This is a genomic window from Lysinibacillus sp. Y5S-8 (genome assembly GCF_036894365.1).
Lineage (GTDB): Bacteria > Bacillota > Bacilli > Bacillales_A > Planococcaceae > Lysinibacillus > Lysinibacillus fusiformis_D.
In genome coordinates this window covers 2078876-2100103 of sequence record NZ_CP145889.1, presented here as the reverse complement: position 1 = coordinate 2100103, position 21228 = coordinate 2078876, and the positions used below count along the sequence as shown (strand labels likewise).

Sequence of the window (21228 nt, the reverse complement as noted above, 5' to 3'; positions counted from 1 at the left end):
TTATTCCTCCTCATTCTTCTCTTTTTTCGAATACAATGCCTGTCGTTGACTGTAGTAACCAAGTAAATATTTCCCAGTAAGTGGTGTATCAGTGAAGTCTTGAACCTCCATTTGAGCACCAATTTCATCTATAAGCTTTGTATAATAAATGCTTTTTTCTCTTAGTTTCATTTGGTAGGGTTGTAGGTTGCGTTGAATTGTAGCCCAAGTTCTTGCAGGATGGCGAGAGAATGCATTCATATAACGTAAAGCATTTGTTGGCCGATTTTCTTCCTTACCTAATGCATTACGCTCTAACACATCTGCAACTGCAAGCAAGCGACCAAATAAATAATCACGATCCGAATTTTTCGTATCAAGTGCCACTGTGTAAACCTCCTTATCTTTGTCATCGTAATGTTTTTTCACAACAGAACAGGCGACACCAAGTGCTTGCTCCCACTCCCATGATTGATCATAAAACTGTGGATTTGAAGCTCGTACTATAGCACTTCGCACAATATCCATCGGAATTTTCCGCCCATCCAGCACGCATGGCAACATCCGTTCCATAACCCCTTTAACGACTTTATCACTTGGTCTTGGTCCATAAGCAGCATGTGCAATCGTATAAAAAGAAGGCGCTCCGAAGTATCGTACCCACTCATCATTCTTTTTCCTTGTATGTTGCCAACTACAATCCTCGTGCCATTTTAATAGCCTAGTAAAATAGTCTTTGATATCTAAATCTCGATAATAAAGTACTGCTAGACGTCCCGGCGTTGCTGCATCTAGCGTTAAAATATAGACTTTTTCATCCTCATATTCTTGAATATTCATGTTCTTTTTTATACCACTAATGATTTGACTATGCTGGTCTGCCAGTATTTTTTTAGAATCTTCACTTTGGATAAGCAGTGTATCACGTTGCTCTAACAAAAAATTTAGACCTTGAAAAACGTCACTCGATAAATCATTCGAAACCTCTGGCATATCTGGATTTTTTGATCCCCAAACAAGAAAGATACGACCGTCTACTTGCTTACCTTGTCGTTCAATCAACCATTTCAAGGCATTATGTGCTTTTTGCGAGACTTCATAGCTAATATTAGCCGCCTCAAAGCTATTCTTAAATCGTCCACGATAAGTAAAACCTGTGCTATCATTTGCGGAAATTAACTTTGCTTTATCCCCTGAATTTCTCAATTTATTAGGATGGCGAACAGTAAAAGGCTTGTATTCACCTGTCACATAGCATAGGTCATTATCTTGTAATTTCGTTTGATAGAAATGACTGTATGCATCGTAGATTTCCTTATTTCTCCAAACTGGATCTATGACTTTCTCTGGTACATGTACATTGAAACGAACAAAGGCACTTTCTTGAGCCCCTGCTAACATTTGAAATATCAATGGTTTATCTCCATCTTGCTTTGTATCCCATTTCGAACGCAATAACCCTGACTCTGTAACATGTAGTATTGAGCGTTCCACAAGATCTTGAATAAGTGTCCCCTTTTTTACATATTCATAAATGGCTTGTACATGCGGATGACTATAAGCGGATGTACACCATTCACCAAGCTGCTCTAAATAGCATAAATGGGCATCACGCTTATCCTCTTCTTGAGTGTAAGTGACATAATCACCTGCAACATACATCAACTTATCTTGCAACATATGCGACACATAGTTTTTTCCTGAACGGCTACCAGAGCTTTCCGTAAACGGTAAAATGGTATTGATTTTTTCGATAACCTTCGCATCATATAATGTTCCATCTAAGGTAATCACCATTTCAATATGTGCCGTTTGCGTTGTATGAGAAATCGGCAGTAATGTATATTCGATTTCTTTCTTATCTTTCGCTTCTTTTGTAAAAACCTCTCCCGCTTGTGCTTCATGTTCCTCATATGTTATATACAAAGCACGTAAATAACTCATTCATCCACCTCCAGTTCCGCGTATTCTTCACCCACCGCGGTCATTGTTTCACCTAATTTAAATGATTTTGCTTGCATTTCTTTGATTGGACGAACAAGTGAACACTTTTCTGGGCGAATAAAAGTAATATACCCTTTTATCATTCGAGGCTGCCAAAGTCTTGTTTCTAGCAAATTGCGTCCCGTTTCATCAGGATAATTTAAACCATGCACCATCGTACCAAAATGTACTTCATCATAGTCATCATAATACCCTTCCCCAGTTCCGTATTTACACGGCTCGACATAGGCCTGACATTCCCTTGTGCCTAGAAAAACATCACGACGCCCCCCTCTTTCGACACAACGCTTAGCAATGTTATGATGTTTAAATTCATTGAAATCCTGCTGTAAATCTGAACGATTAGTATTGAACTCAAAATGCGCCCTTACTTGATAACGTACGTCACGCAAATAGCTGTAATTCGCCAATGTATTACCTCCTGCCATATCAATAGGGCGTACACCCTTTGATTCCATACGTATCGCATTCATGACACGGATTTCATCGATATACCAAATAATGGACGGTTTCCAATATACGGATTCAACGATCCCCTTTAGCGTTTGGTAGCTAGGAATTTGTGTCGTCATTTTCTCACCACCTAGCTTCATGAGTGGATCTGTAAATAATGCATAAGCACCATACACCTCAAACTCAATTTGATTGCGTATTTTTGTCATGTTCTCACCTCCTTATACTCCTTAAAGAATATTGTAAAAATTACCTTATAGATTTTAAGGGAGATCCACTATAGGAGGAATAGTATATCTCTCACCTAAAACCTTAGATAATTTCGAATTATCTAACCATGCAGCTCACTACCTGAAAAGCAATGAGCTGCTTTTCACTTTCTACACAATAAAATCCGTTAGCTGTGCTTCTCCCTGCGTACTAATGCCATACCGTTCATCATAAGCAGCATCTTTTGCTGCATAAATCGTTAATGAACCAAAATGTACAACAATCAACTGATTATTTTGCTTTAGAGCTTCAAACTCATGCTTAAAAACATTCACACTGTACTGCTGGGCTTTCTTCAAAAATAGTGGATAATCTGGAATTGGCTCACCACTCGTAAGCTGGGTTATAAGTTCTTCCCCCTCCCCATATGGTACAAGTATCCCTTGTGTCTTTGCGTCAATCACCTCAAAGTGTGAGGAAGCGGTTCTAAAGCTCGTTAGTATTGCTAATGGATTTTGTCTACCTTGTCCCTTCAGATAATTTTTATTCCAGTCCGTATCTACACGAAATAAAAGCTCATAAATAGAGGTTTGTAATGCTGGAATTGGATAATTTAACTTAGATTCAAACACTTGATAGAAGTTATTAAAATAATGTATCATGGACGCAGTCGACAATAGATTTCCCTCAAATAATGTAGGATCATGTTGTAAATCCTTCATGATGTAGTTGGCACATTCACCACCCTTTTTAATAGTAGGTAGTTTACTTAAAGATTCTTCTGCATGATTAATCACATAGACATCTCGTAACGCCACTTCACCATGACGATTGCATCGTCCAGCAGCTTGCGCAATGGAATCCAACCCTGACAATGAGCGAATCACACAATCAAAGCTGATATCAACGCCTGCTTCAATCAATTGCGTACTAATACATATGATTTTATCCTTTTTTCGTAGCTTCTCTCGCATCTCCTTTATTTTTTGCTTTCGATGTGCAGGACACATACCTGTGCTCAAATGTACGGCTTCAATATCATCATAAATAAAATGTTCAAATAAATCTTTTACCGCTTTTTTTGTATTTAATATGACTAATACATTGTTATTTTCGGTCAGTTTTACTTTAAGAAAATCGTACAATTCATCGGTACACCAGCCTTCGTTTTTTAACAAAGGCTTTATGGTCGTCCGTTGAAAAGCTTCTACAATCGAAGGTAAATTCTCCATCAGTTCCCCATCTATCTTTATATTATGACGTACATATTGGAGTGCTGGCTGGGTAGCTGTACAAAGTAACGATGTCGTTTGACATGTGTTTTTTAGAAAATTTAAGGCCTCATTAAATAAAGACACACAATGTATAGGCACAGCCTGCACCTCATCAAATATTAATATACTGTTCGCTAAGTTATGTAATCTTCTGGCACTACGTGATTTTCCACTATAAAAGGTCTCTAAAAATTGCACCATTGTCGTAAAAACAATGGGTATATCCCAATCGTCCTTAGCGGCATCTAATCTTCTTGTAGCCTGATATTCCCTGAAAGTCAAACCTTCAAGTTGTTCGGATTCTTCAATAACATTACTATGATGCTCCAAAACATAATTTTCTGCATGTAATACATCACGCACTTCTTGAGCATTTTGTTCAATGATTGTAGTAAAAGGCACGATATAGATAATGCGTTCTTTTTGTTGAAGCTGTGCATGTCTTAATGCAAAACGTAGACTAGCTAATGTTTTTCCACCACCTGTAGGCATGGAAAGTGTATAAATACCTGTAGGAAGAGCTGCCTTTTCTAAACAAGTCTCTGACATATGTTCACGTAAACGGGTAATCTCATTTGGTAAAGCTTGGCGTTGTTTTTCAACCAGTTCATTATTTAAATGTTGTTCAAATGTTGACCAAAGAACAGAAAAATCGTTATTAGAACACTCTTCCTGTTTTTCAAAATCTCGTGAGTTTCGACGATCTGCATCAATTAATGCACTAAATATATACATTGTGAGATAACTTGTTAACTTTTGCATAATACCAGCGGCTTCACTTGTAGTTTTCACATTTTTCAGTCTATTATTGAGATAAGTTTGCAATTCATCAACCGCTTTTTGAACATACATCTGCATATAATCAAGGTCATACATATGATGTAAAAAGTCTTGCTTCACTTGTGAAAATGAAATATCCTTTTCAGTCGTCCATCTTTTTACAAATGGCGATTGACCCTCACTGTCTACCATATCGAGTAATTGCCCATGATGTGTAAAAATGGCATTTGCCACACATTCCGTTAAAATCCGTGCTACTGGCCCACCTTGATGAAAATGCTCCAGTAAAAATTTCCCTCCTGCTGTAGAATGATCCACACTCCCCCGTTTTGGAGGATTATCGGGATTAGAGAAAGCTTCGCGAATATATTCCTGAAACGCTCTGCTAAACTTTCCCATATCATGTAACATTCCTGCAAGGCCAGTGACATGTGAAAGACCAATTTTCTGTCCAATTCTTTCTGCCAAAACTTGAACCTCTTTTAAATGATCCACCAACCGTTGCTCTGCACCATCACTTGATCGAATATGAGCAATAATATCTAAAGTAGTCATCTAATCCGCCTTTCTCTTGTATGTGGAATTGTAATATTTGAACAATTATACCAAACTTTCGACCGGATGTCTAAATACCCACAAAATATGGTTAACTCTTTTTCTACATACATAAGAAATGTTGTTGTTAAAAAAAACACATTTAATTTCAATTCATATTCTTCATACAGAGAGTGACGTAAAGTATTGGCATTATCAAAAGCACTTCACAAAATTTCAATCCAAATTCTGAGTGCTGTTTGCCAATATCATTCCATAAAATTTCAATCCACACTCTCCGTAGAGAGAGTGACGAATCAATAGAAAGCTTGTCCCAGTATTTTAAGAATTTCAATCCACACTCTATACAGAGAGTGACGTGTAATTTCCCCAAGTCACAAATCCATTCACATTTCAATCCACACTCTCTATACAGAGAGTGACATGCTTCAAGTGCTGGCTTTGCATTGATTTCTAAATTTCAATCCACACTCTCCATACAGAGAGTGACGATGTTTTTCAACGCGCCACCCTTTATAAATCTCATATTTCAATCCACACTCTCCATACAGAGAGTGACTTATTGAACGTGCCGCTCACCAGTATAGAGGTGAATTTCAATCCACACTCTCCATACAGAGAGTGACCCAACTGCCACAAACGTGTAATATTATGCTCTAATTTCAATCCACACTCTCCATACAGAGAGTGACCAGCGATAGTAGTAGACACAGGTTATAAAAAATTAATTTCAATCCACACTCTCCATACAGAGAGTGACTCGAGATTTCTTAGCTACGGTTGTCCTGGCTTTTATTTCAATCCACACTCTCCATACAGAGAGTGACAGCATTCTACATCCAAGAAATTAAAGGTGGAATGATTTCAATCCACACTCTCCATACAGAGAGTGACGTTTTCTTCTTACCAACTTTATGACCTGACATAATTTCAATCCACACTCTCCATACAGAGAGTGACTGCGAAAATAAATAAATTCTCAACAAAATATCCTTAATATTAATGTTTATAAATAAAAAATAGGTATTAATAATCAATACAGTTCTGTCCAAGCGGCATTTTCATCAATATTTTTGGTGCGAATCATGCTATGAAATCATGTTAGCTTACTATCCGCACTTTACTTTATTATAGCAATCATTTCCTTTTAAAAAAACCAACAATAACCGAATTTCCTCGATCATTGCTGGTTCCGATAAGTTGCTTTATTTTTTTCGTTTCACAAAAACAATAGCAAAAATGGCTGCTAGGACTACTAGGATGGCAATCATCCATACTGTATTTGAGTTGGATGTTGTGTCATCTGCTGCAGCTGTTTGTTGTTCTTTTGGCGTGGCATTCGATGACTGCACTTCTTTGGCGTCCTCTTTTGCTACTTGTGCGGAGCTAATTTGCACATATTGTAGAGTAGCTTCATTCGAGGCTGCTGCTTCGTGTTCATGGCTGTCGCCGTGCCCTTCGGCATGATCCCCGTGACTTTCTTCTTGACCACCGTCATGACCATGATGATGATCTCCTGCTGTTGTAAAAATAGAGCGTTCCAGTTGTTGACCTACCCAGCTTTTGGCATCTGTTGAATCAGCAAAGATGCGCGGGTGTCCTGACAGCATGTATGTTTTACCACCAATGATGATCCCTGTTTCGTCACCTGTTACGACATCTTCAATAGTACCTGTTGGTCCTTCTGCAAAGCCGCCCATTTGAATAAGCGTATGACCACCCATATCAAATGTTAGGTTCTCTGTTAAGAACGCAATGTACTCCTCTTTTGTCATGGTTGCATCTGGATTCGCTAGCTCTAGTTTATGATGAAAAAGGGCAGTATTAATTTCTTTGTACGTAAGGTCCCCCTCTAAGGAAGAAACGTAATCCTCTTTTTGTGCTGCTTGTGCTAGTTCATCTACAGTCGATCCTGCTAGGCCAAAGAAGCCACCTACCCAGCCTGCAAAATCCTTGCGTGATAAGTTGTCTGTTGGGTTTAAGGCCATATCTTTGCCATTGTACCCAAGAAGCCCGATACTGTGTAATACCATAATGTCCTGAATATTGGAGGCTGTTTCAGGGACATCTGTGAATAGTGTACTTTTATCCATCGTATGGGCATAGGCAACTGGTGCCATGAATAAAGTACTCATTAGTAATAAAAGTAAATATTTTCTCAAAATGATTCCACCTTCCAATGCAATAGTATACAGCGTAAATGTGTTGGAAGTTTGAAATCAAGCTCAATTTTCTATAGTTTGAATCGACGAATGAGGCCATTTAATTGTTCGGCCATTTCTGCTAAATGCTCGGCACTATGTTTCATTTCCTCCATAGAGCTTGCAGCCTGTTCAATGGTCGCCGATGTTTCCTGAATACCTGCCGCTGACTGTTCAGAGACAGCCGCAATATCATCGACAGATTGGTGAATCGTGACAGTATTGTGAACAACCCCGTGCAATTCTGATGACATCCCATCAATGCTTGCTGCAATGGCATCGATCGCATCTGCAATACGATAGAATGTTGTATTGGTCGTGGCAATTTGCGCTGTGCCTTTTTCTACTTCCCCATAGCCTTGCTCTAATGAGGAGGTCACTGTCCTCGAATCATCCTGAATGGCTCCTACAATGGCTGTAATATCATCAACGGAGAAGGCCACCTGCTCGGCTAATGTGCGAACCTCATCGGCTACCACCGCAAAGCCCTTTCCTTGTTCCCCAGCTCGGGCTGCTTCAATCGCTGCGTTCAGTGCTAATAAATTTGTCTGTGCCGCAATATTTTGAATGACCGCTACAAGCTTAGAAATTTCTTGTGTTTGTTTACTGAAACCAGTTACCTGATCCACCGCGTTCTTTACCATCTGCTGAATCGCTTCCATTTGCTTTGTGGAAGAGGTCATGGCATCTCTACCTTCTTCTGTTAAAGCTTTGACTTCCTGCGAATATTGTTGAACGTCTTTACTGCCGTCATGAACAGTCGTTACTTTGACAGCAAAGTCGTTTATGGAGGAAGCGACATCTGCTGCATGGTTTGCCTGTCGTTCTGTACCGCTGGCGATTTCTGTAACAGTATGGGCAACTTGTTCTGTACCTGCTTTTACCTCCGTGGTTGACTGCAAAAGCTCCTCACTGTGAGCCGCTACCTCATCCGACACTGTTTGAATATGTTTCAAGAGTTGATTTAAAATATCTGCCATTGTGTTGGTCGCTTCCATCAACTGGCCCACTTCATCCGTTGATTGAATAGGTAAAGGGGGCTCGCTTAAATCCCCCTTCGTCATTCGTTGCATACGCTCTGTTAATGTAATAATGGGTCTTGAAATACCACGGGCACTTAGTAGTTCAATCATCACGGCTAGCAGGACAATGAAAATACCTACGACAATCGCAATTAGCTGTTTATTTTCACCAGCAGTAATCATGTCCGTGCCTACCTCATTAATGGCTTGCTTTCGTTGCGCCGCTAACCCTTCATAGCCCTCACGAATCGCGGTTGCCGTGTCATCCATTTTCGTTAAATTTTGGATAGCAAGCTCGGTTTGACCCTTGTCATATACTGCAAATACTTGTTGTTCAATATAACGATTCCATTCCTTTGCCATTTGCGCATATTCCCCGAATTCACCTGAGGTTGTGAGTGCTGATCGTTTTTCCTCGTTGTCGGCTGCCTTCGCCACATTATCTTGGAAAATCTCTTTATATTTTTCATTACCAGACAGTACATAGCCTCTAACTGCCGCTATTCTTAAATCGATTGTTTGTGCTTGCTCAAAATCTGCAATTAATAATTGTAATTCTTGCTGAACAATTTGTTCTGTCGCATTGTTGCTTTGTGTGATGGCATAATAATTGTACGCAATGTAGCCTATCATGATGGCGATGACAATACTAAAGGAAAAAACAATGCGTCGACTGATTGTTTTGAACTTCATCTGCAAAAACTCCTTATTTTCCATATCTATTCCATAAATAGTAATCTACCATTTAACAAGAAGGATTGGTGGCTTTAGGAATTTTTACTAGATTTCCAGAAATAACTTGGTCAATATAGTGTTTTTTATAGCATCTTTCGTCTTGAGTATATTGAACTACGATCAATCCCAAGCATTAAACATAACGTCGCCAATCGTTTGGCTATTAAAATAAGCGATGTACTGCCATTCCGTCACTGATAAGCTATGTAAAGCCTGATCCTTTGATAGTAATGTCGTAAGAGTAGTCGCTTCTAAGCATTTACGCATGGGAAAATATTTGTGTAGCCGAGGCTTTGATAAAAATGTAAAGGGAAGCTCCTCATCCTGCTTGGCAAACGCAATATAGGGCATATATCGATGATGAAGAATTGTCAGCTTCTCCCCATCTAAGTCCACCATTGCCTGCATATAGACAAAGGGAGGTTCATCGATAAATTGTCTTACTTTTGCTCGCTGTTCACTTGTCACTAAATGGTACACCATTGACTGAAACGTACGCATATCCTGCTCGATTAAATGCTCGGCATCAAAACCAGTAATTCCTTTTGTTAAACGCAAACCATCACTCCTTTTTAGTTGACTCTATAAGGACCTTCTCGTTTGAACTAGTCATTTCCTGCCAATCTACCTTATTTCTTTCAATATGATAATCAATTTGTAAAAAAGGAATCCCCAATATCGTCATCCGATGCGAAGCGGTCAATGATGCCATTTTCTTTATGATGCTCCCCCTTGCTTTCTCCCCAGCCACTAACCTGTAAACCTGGTATGATCTTCGTTTCATAGGTAAAACGCTGTGGCTCCTCAGATGCTCTTTTCGGTATATATGTAATGGATGTAAACCGTAAATCCCATTGCTCATGCAGCTGAGGATTTTGTGTATAATCCCATGCTTTTTCTATAGGAGCATGGATGGCTATCTCGACATAAATAGGTTTTTTGCTCATAAACTCACTCCTTTTTTTCGATTAAACCACTATCATTATAGCAGTAAATTGATAACCTTCTATTAAATGGGTATGCTTATTAAGTTTCTTCCTAAAAATAAAAAACTTGAATCGAAATGACGACTTGCCGAGTCTAATAGTCGAAAAGGAGGCGATTTTCATTACAACCACGCAACAATCTCTTGTAGCCTTAGCCCAACATGGCGATGAGCAAGCTTTTTATCAGCTTATTGAGCAGGAGCAGCATAAACTTTATCGTATGGCCTATGTCTATGTACAAAATGAAAACGACGCCGTAGAAGTTTTTCAGCAAACGATTATTCGAGCCTTTGAGGGCTTAGCACAATTAAAGGAGCCGCACTATTTTACCACTTGGCTAACCCGCATTATGATCAATTGCTGTAAAACCTATATAGCCAAGAAAAAGAAGGTTCAGCTTGTCGAACCACAAACCTTAGAGGATTTAAAAAGTACATCTCCTACATATATCGAGGAAGAGCTGGATTTATGGCAGGCTCTTTGCCAGCTTGAGGAAAAGTATAAAACGGTGTTATTGCTACGATTTTATCAGGACTACTCCGTCAAGGATATTGCAGCGATTTTACAATGCCCTGAAGGCACCGTCAAAACACATATTCGCCGTGGCTTGCAAGCATTACGACAACAATTAAAGGGGGCATATCTTGATGAGTGGGTTCAATCCGTTGAAAGAAGTCATTAATGCAATACCCATCCCGGAAGGACGTTTAACGGAAGTGTTACGTGTTGAAGGGATGTCCAAAATTTATCAGCAAAAGCATCACACCGTGAACGCCTTAAAAAATATCCATTGCACCATTTATCAAGGAGAGATGGTGGCCATTATGGGGACAAGCGGCTCTGGTAAAAGTACCCTACTGAATATGATTAGTGCGATTGATGAACCAACAGACGGGGCATTATTTTTATTTGGTAAGGAGGCTCAGGATATATATCAAGAGCCCAAAGCATCGCAATTTCGTAAAGAAAATATCGGCTTTATCTTCCAATCCTTTCATCTGTTAAAAGATTTATCCGTGGAAGATAATATTGCACTCCCCCTTATTTTAAATGATGTTTCTAGTAAGGAAATTAAAGTGCGCGTGCAGCACATGATGGAAAAACTGAAAATCGACGCTTGGGCAAAGCATCGACCACATGAGCTATCCGGAGGACAAAAGCAACGGGTTGCTATTGCTCGTGCCATTATCGCAAATCCGCCTATTTTGCTAGCTGATGAGCCAACAGGAGCGCTGGACGTCAATACGACGGATGAGATATTGGAGTTGCTTGTTGAGCTACAAAAAAAGAGTCAACAAACGATTTTACTTGTCACTCATGACCCTTATGTTGCTACCTATGCCAATCGGGTGTTGTTCTTCCATGACGGTGCGATTGTAGACTCCTATCAAAACCAGCGAAATGAAGAGGATTTGGATTGTATTTTAATGAAATTTAAGCAGGCTACGAGGGGGGAGCGATAATGTTTACAATGCGTGCCGTTGCCCTAAAACTTTTTCGTGCTGCTTGGGCAAATGTCCTAACGAGTATTAGCATTATAACCATCTCCATTTGCCTTGTGATGACGATAAGTGTCTACGCTTTAAACGCCCATAATCAAATGAAGGCTGACATCCAAGCCTTGTACGGAGAAATGGATATAATGGTCGGCTATAATCCAGATCAACATCAGCTGTTAACGACACAACAAATAGAGTTACTTTCCAGCCTAGCAGGTGTCACCCAAGTGTCTAATGTATCTTTAGCTCACACAAAGGTTGAGCAAGAAAAAAGCACAACCTTTTATACCGTTGGCGTAGAAAATGATGACCTTGTGAAAAGCCGCTATCATTTTGAGATGAATCTTGGTCCGAACGATGCCATTATTTCAGAAAATGTGGCACGTATTTTCAAGAAGAACGTCGGAGACACCATTCATATTCAAACGAAGAATTTTATTGTCCGAGAAATTTTACCAACGATGAAAGGTACGGATAGCCCTACTATCATATTGTTGCCAAATACCATTGTGAAAACATGGATGAATAATAGTCAGCCACAAACTGCTGGTATGTTTGCACTTATTAAAACAGAGGATGGCCTTGCTAAGGCAGTTGGCACAGAAATCAAACAACTTGATGAAACTTTTCGTGTAGATGTCATGAGTGATTATGATTTGTTTAAAATAAATTTACAAAGCTTGATGATTTTTATGATTGTCCTAGCTGTCTTTATTTTACTCATTGCAAGTGTTTTATTACTGTCCACTTTCCAGCTATTATTTTATAAAATTAAAGAACAGCTGATGATTTTACGTGCTCTCGGTGCATCAGTGCAGCAAGTTAGGCGCATTGTCAAACTACAATTATCACTTATTATTTGCTTTGGGGTTATGCTCGGGACAACGATGAGCTTACTGGTAATAAAAATTTGGCTACCACAATTGATTAGCCTCTTACATTTACCAAATGCTAGAACAGAGCTTCCTCTTCCTTTTGTGATTGTGATCGCGCTTTCGAGCTTCTTGATTCTTCAGGTAATGACACAATGGCAAGTAGCAAAAAGTGCCAGATTATTGCCATTACAAATCGCAACAGACAACGAAAATTTACGTCTTCGTTGGACCAAATGGAAAACGATCATGGTTGGCATTGGAGGAATTATCGCTGTTTTGTTTTTGTTGCAAGCACAACTGACAGGAACAGGAAGCAATCAAGGAGCACTATTGATTTTAATCGGAACACTATTGATTTGTGGGATTTTACTTTTATTCATCCCCTATCTGTTTACAGCCCTCCTTCAGGTTGCATTAAAGCCGATTCGTGCAGTGCTTGGCAAGGAAGCCTATTTAGCGTGCCAGCAAGTCATGCCACAAGTACGCAAAAATAGGCCGATTGTGCTCAGCATTATTGGGTTAATGGTCATTTTAACCTTTGGTAGCTCGTTAATGAAAACGTTACAGCATAATGACCTAGCCTTCACCGAATCACAATACGAAACCGCTGTAAAAATCAATAATGAATTAAATGATCCAACCCTTACGCCCGCAGTTATTAAGGAAATGGAGGCCTTGCCAAGCGTACAATATGCTTATGCACAAAGTAATAATGCGTACATTGCCCTGCAACTCGGCGATGAATGGCTACCAGAGAACTATACAACCATTGATATCCAGAAATTTGGACAATTAGGGAAGTTGCCAAAAATCGAGGGCCCTTTACAGGATGGACTGTTAGTGACAAAAAGCTTGGCGAATCGTCATCATTTATCGGTTGGTGATCGTATTACAATAGGCTCCTATGATGTTGCTGCACAGCAGGATCGGCCAACAGGTGAATTACAAATTATAGGAATTATTGATGCACCTCTTCACTACGCAGAATTAATCGTGGATTGGTCATCCTTCCTCACTTCTCAGGACCACACAATCATTGAAGACATTATGGTCGAAACGACCAACCCTGAGCAAGCATTGTCTGACCTGTCATTCTTAGAAGAGCGCTGGCCAGCCTTGAAATTTACGGATAAAGTGACCATGATGGAGCAGTCCCGTGAAATGTTCTTCCAACGTTGGAGCCTATTTGTCGGCGTCTTTGTACTATTAATTGTCGCTACTGTCCTTGGTGTACTGCAAACATTACTGCATACCATTTATACCAAACGTAGTGACTATGTCATTCAGCGATTGATAGGCTTATCACCAAATGGTTTAATAAAACTTATTTTGACGCAAGTCCTATCGTTTGTGCTATATGGCCTCACTGTCGGCACGTTTATTGGGCTTATTTTAACAAGAATGCTGGGATTCATTGATGACAGCTCTCCGATGTCCTATGACTACTTAACATTAGGCATAACAAGCAGCGCCTTTTTAATAGCAACACTTATTGTCTTTACGCTCCAAGGCTATTGGATTAGCCGACAAAAGTTAGCGAATGAAATCGTGGAAATCTAAATAACAACAGCCCTTCTATTCAGAGGGGCTGTTGTTCATGTTGTTGAAAAAAGGTGATGTCAATAGCAGAAAAAGAACCTTTGGCAAGGTGAGCGGGTGATTTCCGTTCCGCCAGCGTCCTTTCCAGGGGGCGTCCGATGAGCCGTAGTGAACAAAATAGCCCATTATTTGTATGATGAGAGAAAGGATAGGCTCTTATTTTTCATGTGGAGAAGTGATGAGTGACAACACCCTTCCATAAAGAGTAATGAATACTTTCACTTTAGTTGAAAACCTTTGCTAAAAAGGTACCATTTTTGTGGGTTGAAGTGGAAGGCTACTTGACTCCCGCTCGCCCACAGGAAAGCAAGTAGCCTGCAACGGAAATCCTTTTTCACCTTTCACAAAAATGCTATGGATGGTTTTGTTTTTCAACACTATGACAACGAGGCTGGGACAAAAGTGTTTTCAGCCAACAAAAAACCGAACTATCCAATGAAACGCTCATGAAGTGTTTCGAAATAGTTCGGTTTTTCTATTTATCATGTTTTGTTAATTTAGAGTTCATTCGGCTTTAGGAAGGAACCATTTAGTTATGTCCCAGCCTCCTTGTCTTTGCTGTTCAAAATTCAGATTTTGAAGGGTTCTCATATTCGTTTCATCTCTTTTTCGACGAGGTGCTCATTCCATCGAAGGTTATGGTTTTTGGCAAGCAAAATTATAACCACCGATTTTTCTAGCCTCCGTCGCATTGGTTTGTCCATTTAAACCAGCATCATCTCTTGAGTCAATGATGGGGTTGCCACCCTGTGCAAAGCATTTATTCATGTAATTCATTTTTTCTTTATGTGTCAAGTATCGGTCCCAGAAGAAATAGCCTATGAAAGAAACCAAACCAATTCCGGCAAGCCATGCGATAACAGCATATGGTGTTACTTCTCCATCTTCATTCTCTTTATAAAGGATTGTACCATCGTAATTTTCCATGTCTAGCCCAAAGGTTAAAAGTTTATGGTGAACCTCATTAGGAGATAGTGATTCGAGAGATTCGTAATAATTTAATTCTTCATCTGAGAAATGATATAATTCCTGGGCAGCTTCTTCATCAAACTCTAATGTTTGTGTAGCCAAATTATAGTAGATGGATTCGGCTAAAGCACTTTCTTTACGTCCAAATTCATTAGCATTCGCAAAATTCGGAAAAATTGTAGCAACAATCAACGTAACAATCAAACCACAAATAAAAAATTGAAGCTTCTTCATCACAGCAAACCTCCTTGTTTTATTTATTTATGTTAAAATATTACATTAATGGATAATGTAATATTAACTTCATTATACATAATATCCAGATAAATGTTTAATATATAAAGAAAGTGAGGTGTTTTTTTGTATTTCTCAAATATACAATTATTAATGCTTGTATTTGCCTTTATTATTGCGATTTTCAGTGTGATTAAGGTGTATCAAATAAAAAAAGAGTATTTGATTAAACACAGAGAATTAGAGGTGGAATACGAAAGAATCCAACTGGAGAAACAAAAACAAAAGATCCTTTAATTTAGAAAGAAACATGCACCTCAGTCATTAGATTTTCCCTAACGATTGGGTGCATCTATTGGTTTTATCCTAACAATTGAGAATGACATTGGATGAAAAGGTGAAAATTCTAATTATGAGATAGGGACATCTTTCTAGCTATTCAATTAGCGCACCACGCTTGTTGAACAAGATACTTTGCTTACCCTTCAACAATTGCAAGATATTTTTTGATTTGTCCTTCAGATTCAACAATTAAAATATCTCCTCGTTCTTTGGTAGAAAAAATCTTTGTACCAACAGGAAGTTTATTCGACATCTCATCTCTAAAATCTGTATTAGCATCATTTTTTGTTTTTATTTCACTGATTTGAACATCTTTTGTTAAAGACAATTCTTCAACCCAATCAATATTAGTTTTGTAGATAACTCCATCATACTGGAAAATATCAGCATCAGAATCTAATGTTAAAACTTCTTCGGCATCTATACTGTCAATTGATACTGTTGTAGTTCCTCCTTGAATATTGCATCCTGTAATCATGAATAAAGCTAATGCGATCAAACCATAGAATAATTTTTTTATTTTCAATCCACCCACCTCTTTTATATAGACACCAATTGTCTACCAAAAGTTACATATTCAACTAAACTGCTTCGTTAGTTGAACTAGAATCCGTTCCACAACTCTTACGTTTTGGCCCAATACGAAGTCCCGTCAATACGATGAAATAGCATGAAGCCGTTTTTTCAATTTTTAAAAATGCCTAGTGAAAAAATAATGATAATTTAAAACTTCATTTTTTGAATTAGCTCGTCTCTCCAGTCTTGCAATTTTTCGATAAAACCTCTATCACTAGAACCAATTACAATATCGCCACCATAGCAGACAGAATCGTTTCTGTTCATTGTTATGAATTGCACATCAGGTTTTCAAAATGCTCTATTCAAGGGAAATTTTGATATTGGATGCACGCTCGAATCCCTGCTATAATCAACACAAGAACAAGCATTCGTGTAGAGGGGTTCAAAAAGTTAAGAACATGTTTAAATGGGGGGAACAATCATTTTGAAAAAGTTTCGTGGGAAAAAGCGTTATTTCCGTAACTTATGGCAAGAAACAATAGCAGAGCAATATGATTTAGACTTTGGCAAAGAAGATTGGTTTGATTTGTGGCACACCCATCTTGATTTTTATGGATTGGGGAATACTAGTTTGAAAATACGAAGAGCGCATATAAAAGCCTATATAGCCTTACATAATAGTTTATTAGAAAAGCTTGAAACACTCGGAAAACCATATCAATTGTGGATTGAGTTAGTAGATGAAGATTGTGGTTTAGATTCAGTCTATATTCATACGCCCAATCCTAATGAAGACAATTTTCCACTAAAAATAGAAAATATCAATTGGAATTGCCCTGTCCCAAAATACTTCAAGGATTTAATAAACCTGAATGAATTTCATGTAGGACACTTTAAGCGGGAATCAAATAACTGCTATTTAATCCTGTCTAAAAATAATGTGGTTACATTGTAAAATTTGTTACTTCATAAGAATAGGAAACCTGTAAAAATTAGGTTTCCTTCAAATTTTATCAAAAGCTATTGCATGTTTTTAAAATAATTATGTATTCTGTTGAAAACCCCTTCAATATAGAATTATTTTTCACAAATAGTCAAAAAAGGCATTCTGGTATGACCTGCAACATTCCTCCATTAGCATTTATTCCAAAAAATCTATTATCTCCTGTATGATTTCATCTTGGTCCCGGCCTAATGTCATCAAATGTTTAGCGTTTTCAAAGCCCCTCTTCTGCTTAGTGGAAGAGTGAACATGTTGATAAATCGTTTCAGCGCTTTGTGCATACGATGCATCGTCGTGTTCACCGTAGTAGATAGCGATAGGAACGGTAATTCTATCAAGCTGCTGCATTGTTGCTTGGATAAACTGTTGAAATGCGCTCATAGCATCTAACGCCATGTTGTGAAATGGCTCCATTTCCTGTGAAATTTGAGACGCTGATTTGCCCTCTATCGTTTTATAATTGTAGGCATAATTAATTATTCTTTGTTTTAATTGTGCTGGCTCCTTATCAATTGGTACTGATAAGACAATGATTTGTGATAGCTTTTCGAATTGGGCAAGCTTTAAAGTAAAAATGCCACCGATGGATAAGCCAATGACCGAAATCTTCTGATAGCCTTCATTCAATAAAAATTGGTGGGCATTGACTACATCCTGCCACCAGTCGTCTACCTGATAGTGTAATAACTGTTCTGGGGTATGACCGTGTCCTCGGTATAACGGTGCATAGCAAGTGTAGCCTTGTGCATGTAATGAAGTGGCTACTTTCTTCATATCTCTTGTATGACTCGTAAAAGAATGTAAAAGTAATACGGCATGCTCGTTTCCCTGTAAATAAATTTCTTTCGCTGGTAGTATCTTCAGCACACAATCAAGCCCTTTCTCGAATTAGTTTATGCCCCCACAAACAATACTGCCTGTCCTATCGCAATAAAAAAGGCTTCCTCCTGGATGGGACTACTGTCTTCAATTTCTAGCGTAATGTCAAAATGCGTCTCACAGAAAGTAGCTTGCCAACGTGCGATAGGCTGCTCATTCACTGTAAATACAGACCAGCCCTCCATTTCTTTGTTGAGCTTGATTTGCTGTTCACCATTTGTAATCAGTAAATCAGGAATCATGACTTGCCAGCCATCATAGGCAATCATATAGTCTTTGCCTGACACCAAATCCTTGCCTCTGAAATGTACGCGCCCACGACGGGATACTTTTTTACACGTAAAAAGTGGTCGACCGTTGCGATCATTGACATCAAAGCGAACAAAATAACGATAGTCCATTGTGCGGTCAAATGCTTTTTTTAGAGCATTGGAATAAACACGTTGAACAGTGGACGATACCTCCCCCGCTTCATTGATAATTTGGATGGCCTCTGTTGACTCGATGGCTGCTGGTTGCTTGTATGTATAAATTTTCACGACTTTCGCTCCTTCAAAACAATAACTTTCTTAAAGCTACCATAAAATAAGCGCCAAATACAAAGGATGTATTTGACGCTCCTATTATTGTACTGGTACTTCTACTGTAAATGGTTGGAACTTCACTTCTTTATAGGCTGATGGATTGAATGGGATATGTGTTTCTTTGCCATCAGCGTCTATTTGAACGCTCCCACCTCCTGATGGAATGGAAACATAAGGCGTAATGATTAATTTTTCAACGTGTTGTGCTATTGGATCAAAGGCTTTCGTGCTGCTTAATTTCCACAACCCATCATCAAATTGTGCTTTTCCACCGCCCGAATGAGAGGCAATCTCTCTGCCTTGCCCATCTGTTATGAAAAATTCTATAGATGCTGGTGGGTTATCGAGGATTCCGTTCATCGTTGCTTCATAGTCAAGGGAGATCCCTGATGGACTGAAGGAGATGTTGGATATATCAAGCTCAATGCCATCAACCTGCTGTCGATGGTTCACAGGAACATGGACAATCTCTGTAATCTTTTCAATGGGGGTCGAAAACATCCATTTTTCTCCCTTTTCTCCTTCTAGTGTTAAGCCCAAATGAAAGGAGTCTGGCATTTCCTCAACCTGTTTGACATCAAACGTCGCAATACCTGTCCGAACCGTAGGACTTAACCTATGTTCAGAATAGCTACCTGAGCTGACAGTTGGTTGGGCGCCATTAATGGTAAATTCCAAGCCTGCTCCAAAATATAGTTCACTCAATTCCTGCTCAGATTGCATCGTTACCCCAACCGTTATACGAGAATCATCATAAAGCACCTCATCTACTGTGACCGAAATCCCATTGATGGTTTGTGTTTCGCCAACAGCTTTGGTTAGCCCCTGTTCACTGGCTTGTTTTAGCCCAGGCAAGCCTGAGTCATTGAATACGGAACCGATAATTGGTAGCTTGGACAATGTGCTCGCAAATGTTGGTGATACATAGGCTGTGCCAATGGTTAAACTAAAAACGGCAACAGTACTGGCAATAAATACGAATGGTTTACGCTTGCTTCTTCTTTTCATTTGAATTGGTTTACCTTGTGCTTGTTGAATACCTTGTGCAATCGCTGCTCGTACCTCATCTCGTGGAAATTCAGGTAGGGTCACTGACTTTTTCATTGAACATTGCACTCCTTTCTAATTGTCGTTTTAGCTGTTTTTTACCACGATGCAAATAGGTTTTGATGGTGTTCTCAGGCTTTTCCATCATGTCTGAAATTTCTTTAATCGGCAAATCGCGATAATAAAATAAAATGAGCGCCATTTGCTGGGAATGGTTTAATTGTAGGATAGCTTCTGCTAAATCAATAGGATTCCCGATGACTTGCTCCTGTTCATGTAACCGATCTAATAATTCCCTCTCCTCATAGGGAATCATTTTCTTGCCCTTTTTCAGCAAACGATAGCATTCATGAATTAAAATGCGGAACAGCCATGTCGAGAAAAATGCTGGATTTTTTAGTTGATGAACGGTTAAATAGGCTTTACATGCCGCTTCTTGAATAGCATCTAGCGCATCCTCTTTTTGACCAACATACGATAGCGCCGTGTAATATAGTTTTTCTTCCTCTAGCACAAGTAGCTGTTCAAAGGCTTCCTTCTGCCCCGCAATCGCTTGTTTAACGATAGATAAATCATGTTCCATACTTGTTTCCCCTCCTTCCATATTTAGAGTCTTTTATCCAAGCAAAAGGTTTCACTTTGATTTATTTATTTATTTGGTCATACAAAAAGTAGACTACTGCATTTTAAGTAGCCTACTACATTTTCCTTTATTGATCTAATTTAAAGGTAATATCTCCGACACCCAATTCCGAATGAACCTCCAGCACAACATCTGCCTTGTCATAGGCTTCGTTGACATAGACACCCTGGCCTTTTGATACAAGACCCTCTATATTTGAAGATCCGATGCCCTTCTCTGTCGTTAATTTGACACCAACCTTTGATGGTAAAATAACGGTTGTTTGACCGACGCCTGTTTCAATCGATGTCTTAAAGCTTTTTTTCCAATCGCCACCTAAATTAACCGTTACATCACCGACACCTGCATCAATATCAAGCTTTTCCAGTTGGAGCCCCTGTAAATCTAGGTTTGCAAGGGATGCGCCTGTTTCAACTGTCAAATCCATCGGGATACTGTCATTCAGTTGGATTGCCCAAGTGTTTTTAATATTTGAGATCCCTAGCTTTGTAGAGCCTTTATGCTGAATATCCACTTCTCCCGTATCGCCGTGGACATCATAGTCTACCTGTGGGGCTAGCTTTTTAATATTATAGTCGGCCTTGCCCTCTACCCATTCCTTCGCACCGCTCGATACTGTCAGTTCACCGACACCTAGATCAATGTCTACCTCTAATGCTTTCACTTTATCCTTTTCTACCAAGATGGCCTCCTCTCGCATCTTGTTGTTTGGAATAAAGGAGAAACACCCCGATAAGACCAATACAGATGTACCCATTATGACACCTAAACCAACTAATTTTTTCAACATGATTTCCTCCCGCCATATAATCTACCAATAATTTCATTATATAGGA

The 21228-nt window shown here is 39.0% G+C and carries 17 protein-coding genes, 1 pseudogene and 1 CRISPR repeat array; of the genes and pseudogenes, 4 read left to right on the top strand and 14 right to left on the bottom strand.

Annotated features, from left to right (window positions below; genetic code table 11):
• The 7 genes and pseudogenes from cas8c to V6670_RS10010 form a co-directional block, all read right to left on the bottom strand.
• Positions 1–1923 (bottom strand): type I-C CRISPR-associated protein Cas8c/Csd1, encoded by a 1923-nt coding sequence (gene cas8c, locus V6670_RS10040; RefSeq protein WP_338653953.1) that lies wholly within the window; start codon positions 1921–1923, stop codon positions 1–3.
• Positions 1920–2636 carry a type I-C CRISPR-associated protein Cas5c gene (cas5c, locus tag V6670_RS10035; protein ID WP_338654573.1) on the bottom strand — a complete coding sequence of 239 codons (717 nt, stop codon included), beginning with the start codon at positions 2634–2636 and terminating at the stop codon, positions 1920–1922. Before cas5c ends, cas8c begins: the two co-directional genes overlap by 4 nt.
• Positions 2637–2816: 180 nt before the next feature.
• Positions 2817–5255, bottom strand: a complete 2439-nt coding sequence (cas3, locus tag V6670_RS10030; RefSeq protein WP_141903221.1) for a CRISPR-associated helicase Cas3' — start codon at positions 5253–5255, stop codon at positions 2817–2819.
• A gap of 260 nt (positions 5256–5515) precedes the next feature.
• Positions 5516–6215: direct repeats of the CRISPR family, unit length 33 nt; unit sequence ATTTCAATCCACACTCTCCATACAGAGAGTGAC.
• 245 nt (positions 6216–6460) lie between these two features.
• Positions 6461–7417 (bottom strand): hypothetical protein, encoded by a 957-nt coding sequence (locus tag V6670_RS10025; protein WP_338653951.1) that lies wholly within the window; start codon positions 7415–7417, stop codon positions 6461–6463.
• 71 nt (positions 7418–7488) lie between these two features.
• Positions 7489–9171 (bottom strand): methyl-accepting chemotaxis protein, encoded by a 1683-nt coding sequence (locus V6670_RS10020; protein WP_338653950.1) that lies wholly within the window; start codon positions 9169–9171, stop codon positions 7489–7491.
• Positions 9172–9333: 162 nt separating this feature from the next.
• Positions 9334–9771: a hypothetical protein gene (locus V6670_RS10015; RefSeq protein WP_338653949.1), complete on the bottom strand. Its 438-nt coding sequence runs from the start codon at positions 9769–9771 to the stop codon at positions 9334–9336.
• A 149-nt stretch (positions 9772–9920) separates the two neighbouring features.
• Positions 9921–10160 (bottom strand): annotated as a pseudogene (locus V6670_RS10010) (hypothetical protein); the annotation flags it as partial.
• 106 nt (positions 10161–10266) lie between these two features.
• Between V6670_RS10010 and V6670_RS10005 the strand changes: the two are divergent.
• Genes V6670_RS10005 through V6670_RS09995 form a run of 3 tightly spaced genes read left to right on the top strand, consistent with a single transcriptional unit; the run spans position 10267 to position 14133 of the window.
• Complete coding sequence (locus V6670_RS10005; RefSeq protein ID WP_330493900.1) at positions 10267–10881, top strand: sigma-70 family RNA polymerase sigma factor; 615 nt, start codon at positions 10267–10269, stop codon at positions 10879–10881.
• Entirely contained in the window at positions 10847–11662 is an 816-nt protein-coding gene (locus tag V6670_RS10000) for an ABC transporter ATP-binding protein (RefSeq protein WP_338653948.1), read from the top strand. Before V6670_RS10005 ends, V6670_RS10000 begins: the two co-directional genes overlap by 35 nt.
• Positions 11662–14133, top strand: a complete 2472-nt coding sequence (locus V6670_RS09995; protein WP_338653947.1) for an ABC transporter permease — start codon at positions 11662–11664, stop codon at positions 14131–14133. Before V6670_RS10000 ends, V6670_RS09995 begins: the two co-directional genes overlap by 1 nt.
• 675 nt (positions 14134–14808) lie before the next feature.
• On the opposite strand, the gene V6670_RS09990 is transcribed toward V6670_RS09995, so the two are convergent.
• Positions 14809–15375, bottom strand: coding sequence for a hypothetical protein (locus V6670_RS09990; RefSeq protein ID WP_036128987.1), 567 nt, complete (start codon positions 15373–15375; stop codon positions 14809–14811).
• A gap of 478 nt (positions 15376–15853) precedes the next feature.
• Entirely contained in the window at positions 15854–16252 is a 399-nt protein-coding gene (locus V6670_RS09985; RefSeq protein WP_230594003.1) for a hypothetical protein, read from the bottom strand.
• 468 nt (positions 16253–16720) lie between these two features.
• On the opposite strand from V6670_RS09985, the gene V6670_RS09980 reads away from it, so the two are divergent.
• Positions 16721–17191, top strand: a complete 471-nt coding sequence (locus V6670_RS09980; RefSeq protein WP_338653946.1) for a hypothetical protein — start codon at positions 16721–16723, stop codon at positions 17189–17191.
• A gap of 186 nt (positions 17192–17377) precedes the next feature.
• Here V6670_RS09980 and V6670_RS09975 read toward each other — a convergent pair whose 3' ends face one another.
• The 5 genes from V6670_RS09975 to V6670_RS09955 all read right to left on the bottom strand — a co-directional run bounded on the left by V6670_RS09975 (position 17378) and on the right by V6670_RS09955 (position 21182).
• The gene (locus V6670_RS09975) at positions 17378–18106 is read right to left on the bottom strand and encodes an alpha/beta fold hydrolase (RefSeq protein ID WP_141903215.1); all 729 of its coding nucleotides are present in this window, start codon (positions 18104–18106) and stop codon (positions 17378–17380) included.
• Between the two features lie 26 nt (positions 18107–18132).
• Positions 18133–18657 (bottom strand): hypothetical protein, encoded by a 525-nt coding sequence (locus V6670_RS09970; protein ID WP_338653944.1) that lies wholly within the window; start codon positions 18655–18657, stop codon positions 18133–18135.
• Positions 18658–18741: 84 nt separating this feature from the next.
• Complete coding sequence (locus V6670_RS09965) at positions 18742–19806, bottom strand: DUF4179 domain-containing protein (protein ID WP_338653943.1); 1065 nt, start codon at positions 19804–19806, stop codon at positions 18742–18744.
• Positions 19781–20332 carry a sigma-70 family RNA polymerase sigma factor gene (locus V6670_RS09960; protein ID WP_338653942.1) on the bottom strand — a complete coding sequence of 184 codons (552 nt, stop codon included), beginning with the start codon at positions 20330–20332 and terminating at the stop codon, positions 19781–19783. The genes V6670_RS09965 and V6670_RS09960 overlap by 26 nt, the downstream gene beginning before the upstream one ends.
• A gap of 127 nt (positions 20333–20459) precedes the next feature.
• On the bottom strand, positions 20460–21182 hold the full coding sequence (locus V6670_RS09955) for a toast rack family protein (RefSeq protein WP_230594005.1): 723 nt from the start codon (positions 21180–21182) through the stop codon (positions 20460–20462).
• Positions 21183–21228 lie beyond the last annotated feature (46 nt).

Coding starts and splice junctions, on each gene's coding strand:
- cas8c (WP_338653953.1), bottom strand. CDS start 1,923: ATGAGTTATTTACGTGCTTTGTATATAACATATGAGGAACATGAAGCA.
- cas3 (WP_141903221.1), bottom strand. CDS start 5,255: ATGACTACTTTAGATATTATTGCTCATATTCGATCAAGTGATGGTGCA.
- V6670_RS10020 (WP_338653950.1), bottom strand. CDS start 9,171: ATGAAGTTCAAAACAATCAGTCGACGCATTGTTTTTTCCTTTAGTATT.
- V6670_RS10000 (WP_338653948.1), top strand. CDS start 10,847: ATGAGTGGGTTCAATCCGTTGAAAGAAGTCATTAATGCAATACCCATC.
- V6670_RS09995 (WP_338653947.1), top strand. CDS start 11,662: ATGTTTACAATGCGTGCCGTTGCCCTAAAACTTTTTCGTGCTGCTTGG.
- V6670_RS09990 (WP_036128987.1), bottom strand. CDS start 15,375: ATGAAGAAGCTTCAATTTTTTATTTGTGGTTTGATTGTTACGTTGATT.
- V6670_RS09965 (WP_338653943.1), bottom strand. CDS start 19,806: ATGAAAAAGTCAGTGACCCTACCTGAATTTCCACGAGATGAGGTACGA.
- V6670_RS09960 (WP_338653942.1), bottom strand. CDS start 20,332: ATGGAACATGATTTATCTATCGTTAAACAAGCGATTGCGGGGCAGAAG.
- V6670_RS09955 (WP_230594005.1), bottom strand. CDS start 21,182: ATGTTGAAAAAATTAGTTGGTTTAGGTGTCATAATGGGTACATCTGTA.